At 46.1% G+C, this 14,026-nt stretch carries 14 protein-coding genes; 8 read left to right on the forward strand and 6 right to left on the reverse strand.

Annotated elements, in window-relative coordinates; genetic code table 11:
• Positions 1 to 73: 73 nt before the first annotated feature.
• The 3 genes from dnaG to rpsU all read right to left on the reverse strand — a co-directional run bounded on the left by dnaG (position 74) and on the right by rpsU (position 2,676).
• Positions 74 to 1,840 (reverse strand): DNA primase, encoded by a 1,767-nt coding sequence (gene dnaG, locus R8N47_RS10775; RefSeq protein ID WP_005379719.1) that lies wholly within the window; start codon positions 1,838 to 1,840, stop codon positions 74 to 76.
• A 149-nt stretch (positions 1,841 to 1,989) separates the two neighbouring features.
• Positions 1,990 to 2,433 carry a GatB/YqeY domain-containing protein gene (locus tag R8N47_RS10780; RefSeq protein ID WP_005379720.1) on the reverse strand — a complete coding sequence of 148 codons (444 nt, stop codon included), beginning with the start codon at positions 2,431 to 2,433 and terminating at the stop codon, positions 1,990 to 1,992.
• Positions 2,434 to 2,460: 27 nt separating this feature from the next.
• Entirely contained in the window at positions 2,461 to 2,676 is a 216-nt protein-coding gene (rpsU, locus tag R8N47_RS10785; protein ID WP_001145625.1) for a 30S ribosomal protein S21, read from the reverse strand.
• 230 nt (positions 2,677 to 2,906) lie between these two features.
• On the opposite strand from rpsU, the gene tsaD reads away from it, so the two are divergent.
• Positions 2,907 to 3,923 carry a tRNA (adenosine(37)-N6)-threonylcarbamoyltransferase complex transferase subunit TsaD gene (tsaD, locus tag R8N47_RS10790; RefSeq protein ID WP_005379854.1) on the forward strand — a complete coding sequence of 339 codons (1,017 nt, stop codon included), beginning with the start codon at positions 2,907 to 2,909 and terminating at the stop codon, positions 3,921 to 3,923.
• Positions 3,924 to 4,099: 176 nt separating this feature from the next.
• Positions 4,100 to 4,915: an alpha/beta fold hydrolase gene (locus tag R8N47_RS10795; RefSeq protein WP_005379855.1), complete on the forward strand. Its 816-nt coding sequence runs from the start codon at positions 4,100 to 4,102 to the stop codon at positions 4,913 to 4,915.
• Positions 4,916 to 4,949: 34 nt separating this feature from the next.
• Here R8N47_RS10795 and plsY read toward each other — a convergent pair whose 3' ends face one another.
• The gene (gene plsY, locus R8N47_RS10800; RefSeq protein WP_005379857.1) at positions 4,950 to 5,561 is read right to left on the reverse strand and encodes a glycerol-3-phosphate 1-O-acyltransferase PlsY; all 612 of its coding nucleotides are present in this window, start codon (positions 5,559 to 5,561) and stop codon (positions 4,950 to 4,952) included.
• A gap of 250 nt (positions 5,562 to 5,811) precedes the next feature.
• Here plsY and folB point away from each other — a divergent pair, with 250 nt between their 5' ends.
• Genes folB through R8N47_RS10815 form a run of 3 tightly spaced genes read left to right on the forward strand, consistent with a single transcriptional unit; the run spans position 5,812 to position 7,468 of the window.
• Positions 5,812 to 6,171 (forward strand): bifunctional dihydroneopterin aldolase/7,8-dihydroneopterin epimerase, encoded by a 360-nt coding sequence (gene folB / locus R8N47_RS10805; RefSeq protein ID WP_005387458.1) that lies wholly within the window; start codon positions 5,812 to 5,814, stop codon positions 6,169 to 6,171.
• Positions 6,168 to 6,650 carry a 2-amino-4-hydroxy-6-hydroxymethyldihydropteridine diphosphokinase gene (gene folK / locus R8N47_RS10810; protein WP_005387457.1) on the forward strand — a complete coding sequence of 161 codons (483 nt, stop codon included), beginning with the start codon at positions 6,168 to 6,170 and terminating at the stop codon, positions 6,648 to 6,650. Before folB ends, folK begins: the two co-directional genes overlap by 4 nt.
• Positions 6,651 to 6,664: 14 nt before the next feature.
• Positions 6,665 to 7,468: an undecaprenyl-diphosphate phosphatase gene (locus R8N47_RS10815; RefSeq protein ID WP_017636143.1), complete on the forward strand. Its 804-nt coding sequence runs from the start codon at positions 6,665 to 6,667 to the stop codon at positions 7,466 to 7,468.
• Positions 7,469 to 7,520: 52 nt separating this feature from the next.
• Here R8N47_RS10815 and R8N47_RS10820 read toward each other — a convergent pair whose 3' ends face one another.
• Entirely contained in the window at positions 7,521 to 8,741 is a 1,221-nt protein-coding gene (locus tag R8N47_RS10820) for a multifunctional CCA addition/repair protein (RefSeq protein ID WP_064353610.1), read from the reverse strand.
• Positions 8,742 to 8,878: 137 nt separating this feature from the next.
• Between R8N47_RS10820 and R8N47_RS10825 the strand changes: the two genes are divergently transcribed.
• From R8N47_RS10825 to ggt, 3 genes are all read left to right on the forward strand, one after another.
• Positions 8,879 to 10,495: an ExeA family protein gene (locus R8N47_RS10825; protein WP_064353611.1), complete on the forward strand. Its 1,617-nt coding sequence runs from the start codon at positions 8,879 to 8,881 to the stop codon at positions 10,493 to 10,495.
• Positions 10,495 to 11,181, forward strand: a complete 687-nt coding sequence (locus R8N47_RS10830) for a general secretion pathway protein GspB (RefSeq protein ID WP_005379904.1) — start codon at positions 10,495 to 10,497, stop codon at positions 11,179 to 11,181. The genes R8N47_RS10825 and R8N47_RS10830 overlap by 1 nt, the downstream gene beginning before the upstream one ends.
• A gap of 273 nt (positions 11,182 to 11,454) precedes the next feature.
• Positions 11,455 to 13,185: a gamma-glutamyltransferase gene (gene ggt / locus R8N47_RS10835; protein ID WP_064353612.1), complete on the forward strand. Its 1,731-nt coding sequence runs from the start codon at positions 11,455 to 11,457 to the stop codon at positions 13,183 to 13,185.
• A gap of 87 nt (positions 13,186 to 13,272) precedes the next feature.
• Here ggt and R8N47_RS10840 read toward each other — a convergent pair whose 3' ends face one another.
• Positions 13,273 to 13,884, reverse strand: coding sequence for a TIGR04211 family SH3 domain-containing protein (locus R8N47_RS10840; protein ID WP_005379900.1), 612 nt, complete (start codon positions 13,882 to 13,884; stop codon positions 13,273 to 13,275).
• Between the last annotated feature and the right edge of the window lie 142 nt (positions 13,885 to 14,026).

Genomic DNA, 14,026 nt, shown 5'->3' on the forward strand with positions numbered 1-14,026 from the left:
TGAAGGAATCAGTATGCGAAATGCAAACCACTTACTATAACAAATTAAATCGTTGCTGACTAATTAAACAGGGTTACGCTTTTAAATCTAGCATAAGTGCTAGCAGCTCCCTTTTCTCTTCGGCTGATAAACCGACACTTCTTGCTTTGGCCTGCAGGTTTTCAATTTGTTTTTCTACGCACTGGGCAATAATTTTATCCAGTGAGTCTAAAAAGATTTCTTCTTGGTTGTCCTCATCGAGTGGAATGTCCCAACTCGCGAGACGAGACAGAAGGGTCTCATTTTGGCTGTTTCGCCAATGCTCTAATAATTGGCCTGTGTTGATATGGGGATGCGCTTGGCATTTATCAAGTACATCAACAAATAAACTTAGACCAGGAATGGGCAAATCTCTAACGCTAGTTAGATCTGGCACCATACTTACGTATTGTGGGTTTTGAATCAGTAACGCGATCACTTCTCGCATCGGCGTTCGCTTGATTTCTTTATGAGGTTGAGGCCTTTTATCCTCTTTACCTTGTTTTGAAATTAGCTGCTGTAGTTGGCGTTCATCAACCAAACCCAAACGGCGGCCAAGCAATTCTCTCAAGTATAGTCTTAAAGTGCCGCCAGGGACTTTATCAATGAGAGGAACCGCAAGAGTACTCAGTTTTGCCATGCCTTCTTTCGTGCTCATATCGACCTGCTGAGTCAATGAGCTGAACATGAATTCAGACAAGGGCATCGCATTAGACACTTGCTGCTCAAATGCTTGTTTTCCGTTTTGTCGGATATAAGAGTCGGGATCTTCTCCATCCGGCAAAAACATGAATTTTAACTGGCGACCATCCGTTAGGTAAGGCAATGCATTTTCCATGGCACGCCACGCGGCTTCACGGCCTGCGCGGTCACCGTCATAACAACACACGACGGTGCTTGTTTGCCTGAATAACACTTGCAAGTGATCGCCCGTTGTCGAGGTTCCCAATGAGGCAACGGAATAATCTACGCCATATTGAGCAAGCGCGACAACATCCATATAGCCTTCAACCACTAAAATTTGTGGTGGCTCACGGTACGCTTGTAGTACTTCATAAAGGCCATACAACTCTTTACCTTTATGAAATATCGGGGTTTCGGGTGAGTTGAGATATTTTGGTGTCCCATCACCTAATACTCGACCACCAAAGCCTATTACTCGACCGCGTCTGTCTCGAATAGGAAACATCACTCGACCACGGAATCGGTCGTAGCGGTTGCCTTTATCGTTTTCAATCAACATGCCGCCAGTGACGAGCATGTCTTGGTTTTCTTTATTCTGGCCAAAGTTCTTACGAACTAAATCCCATTCATCAGCCACATAGCCGATGCCAAACTTCTGGACGATTTCACCAGACAGGCCGCGATCTTTTAGATACTCAATCGCCACCTTACTTGCTGGCTGTTTGAGTTGGTTACGATAAAATTGAGCAATGCTGCCCATTAAGTCGTATAGGTTACGTTTTTCACTGCTGCTTGCTTGTGGGCCTGATTGAAACGAACCATTACCGCCGCTACGTTGTTCGCGAGGAACATCTAAACCCAAGTATGAAGCGAGTTCTTCAATGGCTTCGACGAATTCTAGTCGGTCGAATTCCATCAAAAAATCGATGGCATTTCCATGCGCGCCACAACCAAAACAATGGTAGAACTGCTTTTCTTGACTGACACTGAATGAGGGTGTCTTTTCGTTGTGGAACGGGCAGCATGCGCCGTAGTTTTTGCCTTTTTTCTTAAGTTTCACACGTGCGTCGATGATATCGACAATATCAAGTCGAGCTAGAAGGTCATCGATAAAACTGCGAGGGATGTGTCCAGCCATAAAACCTAACAAAAAAAGAAGATGATGAGTGGAGTGAATGCCTTAAAAGAATGAGCGTATTGCCCATTGATTTCATTCCATCCATCCAGATACAAACAAGCCGTGCGCTCCAAAGGATAGCACGGCTTGCTGCAATTGGGTGGGGTACCTTAAGCCAATTTAGCGCGAACTAAACCGCTTACTTTACCCATATCTGCACGCCCTTGAATTTGCGGTTTCAGAACGCCCATTACTTTGCCCATGTCTTGCATGCCAGCTGCGCCAGATTCAGCAATCGCGTTCTCGATGAGAGCCGCTACTTCTTCGTCTGTCAGTGGTTGAGGCATAAAGTCCTCAAGAACGGTAATTTCTGCTTGTTCCGCATCAGCAAGATCTTGACGACCCGCTGCTTCAAACTGCGCTACAGAATCGCGACGTTGTTTAACCATCTTGGTCAATACTGCAAGAATGTCGTCATCGTTCAGAGTAATCTGTTCGTCAACTTCACGTTGCTTGATTGCTGATAGGGCTAAACGAATAGTACCAAGGCGCAATTTGTCCTTGGCTTTCATCGCTAATTTTTGCTCTTCTTTGAGTTGATCAATCAGAGCCATAACTAAATTCCTTTTGGAGCTCAGTTATTAGTACAGGCGAACGCGACGAGCGTTTTCGCGAGCTAGCTTCTTAGCGTGACGCTTTTGAGCTGCTGCTTTAGCGCGTTTGCGAACTGTAGTTGGTTTTTCGTAGTGCTCACGACGACGCACTTCAGAAAGGATACCTGCTTTTTCGCAAGAGCGCTTAAAACGACGTAGAGCAACGTCGAACGGTTCGTTTTCACGTACTTTAACTACTGGCATATGCCTTTCACCTCAGGGGTTATTCGTTAACGCTGGTATTCAACAGACCAAATCACAATTGTTAGGTCTCTTACCAGCTTGATCAAAAATGGTGCGGAATTTTAATCCGATCACAACTACTTTGTAAAGCCTTTTGTCGATTATTGTCTGTACAAAATTTGTTTGCAGCACCAAGGCGAGGTAATATGACGCCCAAATTTCCTCTATACAGAAAGCATACTGAGAAAACCATGCGCATTATTGGTATTGAAACCTCTTGTGACGAGACTGGCATCGCAATTTATGACGATGAAAACGGTCTCTTGTCACACAAGCTATACAGCCAAGTAAAACTGCACGCAGATTACGGCGGTGTGGTGCCTGAGTTGGCTTCACGTGACCACGTAAAGAAAACCATTCCTCTTATTAAAGAGGCACTAAAAGAAGCGAACTTAACTTCAAAAGACATCGATGGTGTCGCGTATACCGCGGGGCCTGGTCTTGTTGGGGCGCTATTAGTGGGTGCGACTATCGGTCGCAGTATTGCTTATGCTTGGGGAGTGCCAGCGGTACCTGTTCATCATATGGAAGGTCACCTATTGGCCCCAATGTTGGAAGATAACCCTCCACCGTTCCCGTTTGTGGCGGTATTAGTATCGGGCGGTCACTCTATGATGGTGGAAGTGAGAGGCATCGGTGAGTACAAAATTCTAGGTGAGTCGATTGATGATGCGGCGGGCGAAGCGTTTGATAAAACAGCGAAGCTAATGGGTTTGGATTACCCAGGCGGTCCACTATTATCTAAACTGGCGGAAAAAGGTACACCGGGCCGCTTTAAGTTCCCGCGCCCAATGACGAATGTGCCAGGTTTGGACATGAGTTTCTCTGGTCTAAAAACCTTTACGGCTAACACGATTGCTGCAAACGGTGATGACGAGCAAACCCGCGCGGACATCGCATTGGCATTTGAAGAGGCTGTGTGTGCTACGTTGGCTATTAAATGTAAGCGCGCGCTTGAGCAAACAGGCATGAAACGCATTGTTATTGCTGGTGGTGTGAGTGCTAACCGTCGTTTGCGAGCTGAGTTAGAGAAGTTAGCGAAGAAAGTTGGCGGCGAAGTTTACTACCCACGTACTGAGTTCTGTACAGATAACGGTGCGATGATCGCTTACGCAGGCATGCAGCGCTTGAAGAATGGCGAAGTGGCTGATATGTCAGTAGAGGCTCGTCCACGTTGGCCAATTGATCAACTAACACCTGTCGCTTAGTCAAATTTATGCGGTAGGTTTGAAACCGGTTCTTTGTAATAAAGGTCTCTGCTCCTCAGAGGCCTTTATTTTTAATTATTCAATGAACCGCCTCGTTTTACATTCTGACTGATGCGATCAGTTCGCGATTGTTTCAGTGCTAGGATGACGTGGAAGAATAAGAAATGGATATAACAATGAATAAGTTTGAAATTGAAGGTCAGCAACTTGCTTATCTAGATAAAGGTGAGGGCCCTGTGCTTCTATTTGGTCATAGTTACCTTTGGGATAGCCAAATGTGGGCGCCACAAGTTGAGGTTTTAAGCCAGTCATTCCGTTGTATTGTGCCAGATCTTTGGGCACATGGTGAATCGGACGCTGCACCTGCATCGACACAGTCATTGGCCGACTATGCACAACATATGTTGGCATTGATGGATCATTTAGATATCGAAGAATTCTCGATAGTGGGCTTATCTGTTGGCGGCATGTGGGGAGCTGAGCTAACGGCTCAAGCGCCGCAACGTGTTAAGTCACTGGTATTGATGGATACCTTCATTGGCTGGGAGCCAGAAGTTACGTATAAAAAGTATTTTGCAATGCTTGATACCATCAGCCAAGTCCAAGCAGTGCCTGCGCCAATTATTGAAGCCGTTGTGCCGCTGTTCTTTGCCAACAACGTCAATCAGGATAACCCTAAACTTGTCGCTTCATTCAAACGCAGTTTAGAAGAGCTGAACGGTGAGCGTGCGGTGGAAGTAGCTCGCATGGGGCGCATGGTGTTTGGTCGCCGGGATGTGATTGAGGATTCGGAAAAATTTGCTCTGCCGACGTTAATTGCAGTGGGCTGTGAAGATAAACCACGTCCAGTTTTTGAATCTTATTTAATGAAAGACTGTATCACAGGCAGTGAGTTGGTGGAGATTCCCCAAGCGGGACACATCAGTTGTTTAGAGCAACCTGAGTTCGTCAACCAGATGTTGTTGAACTTCCTGAATCGAGTTCATGCGTAACCAATACATCCTTCTTTAAACGAAAAACTCGGCATTAAGCCGAGTTTTTTTGTGTCAGTTTTTTCTCGCCGATTTTTGGCTCGTCGCCAGACAAAAGTCGACGAATATTTTGATGATGCTTAAATACGATTAAGCAGCACAGCATAGCAACAGGTAACGTGTATTGCGGTTTAAACATCCAAGTATAAAACGGAGTGACCAAAACCGTGACGAGAGCCGCTAAGGATGAATAGCGGAATAGCGCGGCTACTGACAGCCAAGTTAACATTACCAATCCAGTTAAGTCCAAACCAATCGGAGCGATAGCGCCAAGCGCGGTTGCGACACCTTTTCCGCCTTTAAAGTGGAAAAAGATGGGGTACATGTGGCCAAGACAGGCAGCAATGGCGATGACGCCAAGAATGATAGGGTCGATACCAAGAAAGTATCCGCCCCACACGGGGATAGTGCCTTTGAGCATATCGCACAACAAGACTGAAACAGCGGCTCCTCGTCCGCCAATACGCAATACGTTCGTTGCTCCAGGATTGTTAGATCCCACACTGCGTGGGTCTGGCAGTTTTAAGAGTCGACAGATCAAAACCGCACTGGAAACCGAACCTAATAAATAGGCGGCCATTGTCATTATCAGTGCCAGTGCGTCCATAGAAGTCCTTGATGGATTGGAATTTAATGCTCGGTTCCCGCGTAGTTGCTATCATACCCCGAATTTACATAATGCAGAAATCCTCACTGTGATAGAGCTTGCATTATGTGATTTCTTGTATATAAAGATGCTTTCGCAGTTTATACCTAAGTAACATTGTGATGACCAAAGTAAATGTTACTTAGGTATAGAATACTACGATCAAATTACCCCTCACGGGTATCCGACCTCTGTAATAGAAGGACATAAGATGGCTCTGGATAAAGTTTTTATTGAACAGTTAGAAGTAATCACCACCATTGGCGTGTACGACTGGGAACAACAAATCAAACAAAAGTTGGTTCTAGATATTGAAATGGCACACGATAATAAACCTGCGGGCAAAAGTGATGATGTGCAAGATGCACTGGATTATTCGCAGGTGAGTGAGGCGGTACTTAACCACATTGAAAATGGTCGTTTCTTACTGGTCGAGCGCGTGGCTGAAGAAGTAGCAGAGCTTATCATGCAGCGTTTCTCTGTGCCTTGGGTGAAAATCCGCCTAGCGAAGCCTGGCGCCGTGCCGCAAGCACGTGCTGTTGGTGTGGTGATTGAGCGAGGCCGAGCATGATCACCACCTATATCGGTGTTGGGACGAACGTAGAAAGAGAGCAACATGTGCTTGCTGCGTATCAGGAGCTGCAACGGCTTGGAGAAAATCTCCTCGTATCACCGATATATGAATGCGAACCTATTGGTTTTAGCAGTAAGAATTTCTACAACTTTGTCGTTGCAATGCGTACCGAGTTGTCATTAGAAGAGTTGAGCCATCAACTACGCGAGATTGAATTTAAATGGGGACGCGAAGAAAACGCGCAAAAGTATCAGGATCGAACACTGGATCTCGATATAGTGTTGTTCGGTGAGCGCGTCTCCAAGAAAAAACCTGAGCTACCTCGCAGTGATATCTACAAATATCCTTTTGTCACAAAGCCGTTGTATGATCTCGAACCGCAATTAGTGATCCCAGGCGATGGACGCACAGTCGCAGACATTTGGCATGCTATGCAGCCAGTCGATTCGCTCAAACCCGTTTCCTTTCATTTTTAATTTGAGTTGTTTACATGAGTTATTTTGAAGCCTTTATTTTGGCTCTGATTCAGGGGCTGACAGAGTTTTTGCCTATCTCAAGCTCTGCCCATTTGATCCTGCCTTCCGCTATTTTAGGATGGGAAGACCAAGGTCTGGCCTTTGATGTTGCTGTTCACGTCGGTACATTAATGGCTGTCGTGATCTATTTTCGTCATGAAGTAATCACTTTGTTTCAAGCGTTATTTGCTTCGATCTTTAAAGGAGATCGCAGTAAAGAGGCTAAATTGGCTTGGATGATCGTGATTGCGACGATTCCAGCTTGTGTGTTCGGTCTATTGATGAAAGACATCATTGAAGTGTATCTACGTAGCGCTTACGTCATCGCGACTACCACGATCGTATTTGGCTTGTTGCTATGGTGGGTAGACAAAAACGCTAAACTCGTTGCCGATGAATACCAAACGGGTTGGAAGAAAGCTGTATTTATCGGTATTGCTCAAGCCTTAGCGATGATTCCTGGAACTTCACGTTCAGGGGCGACCATCACAGCAGCGCTTTACCTTGGCTTTACTCGAGAAGCGGCTGCCCGATTTTCGTTTTTAATGTCGATCCCAATCATTACATTAGCTGGTAGCTACTTAGGCATGAAGTTAGTGACCAGTGGTGAACCTGTCCATGTTGGTTTCTTACTTACTGGCATTATCACATCGTTTATCAGTGCGTACATCTGTATCCACTTCTTCTTGAAGATGATTTCACGCATGGGCATGACACCGTTTGTGATTTACCGTCTCATTTTGGGCGTCGGTTTGTTCGCTTTTCTATTAAGTGCATAATTGATGCTAACGAAAAACGCCCGCGAAATCCGCGGGCGTTTTTGTTTGTTCGTTACTTCTTAAGTACTGCTTTCACTGCTTCAATACGTCGTTTTTCTTGCTCGTCACGAATCGCAGGGCCTTTAAAGCCCTCTTTGATTATGGTTTGAACGTCAACTGCCGCTGCTGCTTGGTAGGCTTGCCTAAAAATATCCGCCTGTGGATATGGTTGCGTTTCCAGTCCTTTACGACCAGCGTGATCCGCTTGGCAGCAAAGCAAGATATCTTGCAGACGTTCGGACTTACGCCACCCATCAAGCTTATTGAGTATTTTAATTATGGTTTGTGGTTTAAGTTCAGCCGCGCGATGAATATTGGAGTGCTGTTCGCACACCATCAAGGCTAAATCACGAAACTCATTTGGTACCCGGACACGTTCGCACAGCTTTTTGATCAGTTTTAATCCTGTATGGCAATGCATTTTGTGGCTTGGCCATTCGCTCTCTGGCGTCACGCCCTTACCCAAGTCATGCACTTGGGCGGCAAACCTGACGGGGAGTGAGTTACTCAATTTTGCGGCTTGCTCTGCCACCATCAAAGTATGGATGCCAGTATCGATTTCTGGATGCCACTTCTCAGGTTGAGGTACGCCAAATAGTGCATCAATTTCAGGTAACACCACGGTTAATGCACCACAGTCTCGTAGAACCGATAAGAAAATATCAGGGCGAGGAGTAGAGAGAGATTTATGCCATTCTTGCCAAACACGCTCGGGAGTCAGTGTGCTCAGCTCTCCGGACTCTGCCATGTGACGCATTAACCGCATGGTTTCGTCGGCAACCGTAAAGTTTAGATCAGCAAGCTTCGCTGCGAAGCGAGCGACACGTAAAACGCGTAGAGGGTCTTCAATAAAGGCGTCTGATACATGGCGTAGCAGTTTATCGTTGAGATCTTGCTGGCCACCATATGGGTCATGGATCGTGCCATCACTCTCCATTGCCATCGCGTTAATGGTTAAATCACGACGTATCAAATCTTCTTCTAAGGTGACGTTTTGATCGAAGAAACATTCAAAACCAGTGTAACCAGAACCTGACTTTCTCTCTGTTCGTGCAAGGGCATATTCTTCTTTACTTTTGGGATGCAGAAATACAGGAAAGTCTTTACCAACGGCGGTGTATCCTTGGGACAGCATCATCTCGGGCGTCGCGCCTACGACCACCCAGTCGTTGTCATAACTATCAATTCCGAGCAATTTATCTCGAACTGCGCCACCTACTAAATAAACTTGCACGAATTACCTCTTAATTTATGGATATGCCGTTGGACATTGTAGCAAGCAATGGTACTTTTCTTTACTCCTAAGAATAGAAGAAGAGCGTTTATACCATGTCTGACTATTCCCAGGTGGTTTTTTAGCTGGAGAGCCTAATGTATAAGGACTTTTTTGGGTTTGTCGAACAACCATTTTCGATTGTTCCAAACTCACGTTATTTGTATTTAAGCCAACGTCACAAAGAGGCAATCACATATCTCCAAGCTGGGCTAGGCGATGGCGGTGGCTTTGCTATGCTTACTGGCGAAGTAGGTACAGGCAAAACGACCGTCGCAAAAGCGATGCTGGCGAATTTGGGGGATAACACCAAAGCGGGTCTTATTCTCAATCCCACGTTTTCGAGTAGAGACTTGCTCGAAGCCATTTGCGATGAGTTCAAAATCACCTATCCGCCAGATGCAAACCTCAAACAGCTAAACCAGGTTATCCATCAATATTTGCTGCGTAATTATCGTTCAGGCTGGCAGACATTGCTGGTCATTGATGAGGCTCAACACCTTGCTGCCGACGTTCTAGAGCAGTTGCGCTTGTTGACCAACTTGGAAACCGATACCAGAAAATTGCTCAAAGTGTTGTTGGTCGGGCAGCCTGAATTGCAGCGGTTATTACAAACAACACAACTACGCCAACTTGCCCAGCGTATTACCGGGCGTTATCACCTGTTGCCGTTGGATGAAAAAGAGACAGAAGATTACATCGCATTTCGACTACATACAGCAGGTGGCGACCAGCAACTGTTTAATCGTGCTTCTTGTAAACTTATAGCCAAATACAGTCACGGTATACCGCGGCTCATCAACCTTATCTGTGACAAATCCCTCAACATTAGTTATCACCAGGGTAATGTGGTGGTGGATAAGCAAACCGTTCAGCAGGCCTGTGAAGAGGTGATGCAGTTTCAGGCAGATATTTATCAGCAAGATAAAAAAGAGCGCCGGACTTTCCGTTGGCCTGCTTGGGGCTCTGTCACGGTAGGCCTTATTGCTGCATTAAGTACGGGGTGGGCGGTCGTGAATTATATGCCAGCTCAAGCGACGTCAGTGTTGACACAAGTGACGGAGCCAAGAGTAGAGCCAACACCAACCGTCGTAAGCCAACAGTTAACGGATGAGCAGCGTGATTTATTGTTAGCACAAAAACAGTCGAACCTCGCTGTAAATGATTTGTATCGTTTGTGGGGGTATCAAGCATCGGTTCGCGATAATCTTTGTTTGTCAGAACCGCAGTCGACTATGCGTTGTGAGCGTAAAATGGCGACTTGGCCGCTGTTGATGCAACAAAATCGCCCTGTGATCTTGGAGTTGAATTATCAAGGTGATGTTGGGTATGTCATTCTATATGCCGTCGGTAATGACCAAGCTGAAGTGCTCAATGGCAAGCAGCGTCTGCGTCTGCCAGTTTCGTGGCTAAAGCCGTTGTGGCAGGGCAATATTATCGAACTGCGGCATGCTCCGCTGAATGAAACATTACGGTTAGACATGGAAGGCCCTGCGATTGAAGTATTAGACCGATTATTAGCAGAAGCGGTGAGTGAGCCACTGCTTGAAACGTCTATTTTTGATGGTGCGATGAAAGAGCGAGTCGAGTTATTTCAACGTTGGCAAGGAATTGGTGTCGATGGTATTGCAGGTAAGCGAACGCTAGACCGACTTCAGCAAAATGTTCAACCAGATGCGCCTCAACTGGCGAGAATAGAGAAGGAGGACGTATAATGTCAGCTGTGAAACATATAGGTCTGTTCTTGCTGCCAATCACTGCTTCTGCTATCGGAGTCGCTTGGTACTTAGATCTCTTTGCACCGAGTGTTGAAGTAGATACAACGTCCCCGATAGAAAAGGTCGAAGTGGTATCACCTTTCAAAGTATTAGACTATCCAGAGAACACCCAGTTGGCCCAATTGCCAAGAGAGTGGCCAAGTGCAGAGCTATCGCGTGATTTTGGTACATTTACCACCCCCGATGAATACACGAGCCATACACCAAGCAGAGATGAAACACGCGACTCAGCATCAACCCAAACGACTTCTGCTGCTGAAGAGGACCTCGGGTTGTCTTTGGATGATCTGGATTTATCCTCATTATCTCCTGATTTAGCTAGGAAGGTCGAAAATGCCTTATCCCGAGATGATGACAATTCGTCATCACAAACGGCACGCGTGAACGATTTAGAGCGCAACGCTCACCAGTGGCAAGGGCGTCTACCTGCGCTTAATTTGCAAACCCATATGTACGCTAGTGATGAAAATCGCCGTTGGGTGAAAATTAACAATGTTGAGTATCATCAGGGGGATGTCGTTGATGATCAGGTCACTCTAAGAGAAATACAACCGCAAGCTGTGATTGTTGAGTTCCAAGGTGAGCAAATTCGTATACCAGCGTTGTATGAGTGGAAAGGGTAACTCTTGTAGAAACACATCAAGCCAGCGAAATCATATCGCTGGCTTTTTATTTTTCAGAGCATCTTTTGCATCTATTCTGGTGATGATTTCTAGATACTCAAACAAGCAAAATATAGCTTTCCTCAGTCGTTTAAATAGCACCAATATCATTCATCTATTGATAGCGCGATTCCAGTCAGCGTTGTGTAAAAAGACACCATCTTCACGAACTTCGGAGTAATGACTTGGTCCACGTTAGACCCCATCACATAATAGGAGTCTAAACAGAGACACATGCGTATTCTGATTTTTTCTTTAAGCATTGTTGCATCGACAAGCTATGCTGCAAAGCCAGACCCATTCCCAGTTACACCAGATAGTCGCGGGCAAGATTTCATGGTCAGTGCGACGAATCCTTACGTGAGCAGTACCGGTTACTCAATATTGAAAGAAGGCGGTAACGCTGTTGATGCTATGGTCGCGATGCAGATGGTGATGTCTGTCGTTGAGCCAGATATGACCGGAATTGGCGGCGGGACTTTCGCGCTGTTTTATCAACATGACGAGAAAAAATTTCTGGCCCTTGATGGTCGAGATGAAGCGCCCTCTAGCGCGAACCCTGAAATGTTTGTTGAGAATGGGGAAGTACTCAGTCGCAACGAAATATTAGGCCCTCGTTCTGTTGCGGTTCCGGGCACATTGCGGTTGCTTTACACCACTCATGAACAATACGGCAAGTTGCCATGGGCAGAGCTGATTAAGCCGGCGATTACATTGGCGAGCAATGGGTACGCGATGAACAGCTACACCTACGACATCGTAGTAAGAGAGCAAAGCCGACTTGAGCAAGATCCGGAAGTGAAAGCCTTGTATTGGCAAGGGGACGATATTAAGCCGACGGGAACCTTGATGAAGAACCCTAAGATGGCTGAGACGCTGAGGAAGATCGCGCAACAAGGCGATCGTTACCTTTATGGTGGTGAGCTTGGTCAGCACATCGTAGAGACGGTTAATAGTCGTATTGATGACCAACACGAGAAGTTGTCTTTAGAAGATTTTAAACATTACCAAGTGAAGCAGCGTGACATCATTGAGAGCGACTACCGTGGGAATAAAATCGTCTCTTTTGGTTACCCAGCTTCGGGCGGTGTGATGGTCGCTCAGAGTCTTGAACTGCTCGCACCCTATGACATTGCCCATATGGCGAAAACGGATTTGGAACCTTGGCGTCTCATGACTGAAGCGATGCGAATTGCAAAAGCTGATCGTATTGCGTATGCCGGAGACCCAGATTATGTGGAAGCGCCAGTTGAACAGTTGTTGTCTAAAGCCTATCTAGATCAGAGACGTGATTTAATCCCCGATAATGGCACTTCAAAAGAGGATCCAAAAGCAGGACAGATAACGCAAACTCAGTATGCGCAATATCAAGGCTTCGAGAGCAAAGATACAGGGCATATTTCTATCGTCGATAGAGATGGAAATGCAATTGCGATGACCAGCACGGTAGGAACGGGTATGGGCTCGGGTGTGATGGTCGATGGCGTTGTCTTGAATGCGCAGATGGCTAACTTCTCACCTCTGCCAACGGTTAACGGCAAACCTACACAAAACTCAATTGAAGCGGGCAAGCGTCCACGTTCGGCTATTACGCCATTAATGGTGATGGACAGTGATGATAATTTGCGTTTGGTGGTTGGGTCACCAGGTAGTTCACAAATCCCGGGGTATGTACTCAAAACCGTGGTTGGGGTGCTGGATTGGAACTTATCAGCGCAAGAGGCAATTGACTTACCAAACATTCAGTACGGCACCAAAATAGACCGCACTAAGCCTTATGACCCGACTGGCTTGCTGGTGGAAAAGAAAACGTTCGCAGAAATGCTGGTGCCTGAGTTTATGGAGCTTGGCTACCCAGTGCACGTTATTCCAGTGGTAAGCGGTTTGAATGCAATTGAGCTAAAAGATGGCAAGCTTTATGGCGCAACGGATCGTCGTCGAGCCTCTAGTTCAATGGGGGAGTAATACTCACTTCTGTCAAACGAAGCAAACTAAAAAGCCAGTCGATATCGACTGGCTTTTGCGTTCTTTTTAAAGATAAAAGCGTGAGGTTTATGCCCAACCCGCAGGAGAGCGCTTTCTACGAGGCATGACATGCGGAAGAATCAAACCAAATAGTAAACCTAAACCTGCGACACCGCCGCCATAAGTGAAGTACTTAAGCAGCATGTCATCTTTTTGTGTATCCAGTTTTGCGCGTAGCTCGCGGTTTTCTGTTTCAACAGAAGTAAGCTGATCGCTGATCTCAGAGTATTTATTTTCTAGATCTGAAATTTGTTGGTTACGTGTTTCGAGAGAGGTAACAAGACCGGCTTTCTCTGCATCAGAAGTTTGACGAGCATTAGCAAGCTGCTCTTTTACTTCGGCTAGCTCTTTCTCAATGCGAGGAAGGCGAATTGCCATGCTCTCTTGGTTTGTCACAAACTTGCTTTGTACCCAACCAGTGCGACCACGGTCATCACGAACTTGCGTGTAGCCAGTATCTCGGTTGGTTTTAATCAGTTGTACTTTAGAACCGGCGTTAACACTACCAATAATACGGTAGGTGTTATTTGGACCTGAGTGCATAAAAGTGAAGAGGTCATCAGAAATATAACGGTCTGCTGCTAGGGCCGCTGGCGCTGCTAGCAAAGTAAACAAAACCGTGATGATTAGTTTTTTCACAGTAAATCCCTTAACGATTTTTCTTGGAGACAGCGTTGGCACCGAATGATTGGAGCCGGAAATAGACGAATAGTATGCAGTTTCAAACCTCGGTGCAACAAAGAAGGGAGGCAAAGCCTCCCTTTCTGTGCGTTTGAGTCAA

Source organism: Vibrio sp. 2132-1, assembly GCF_033344315.1.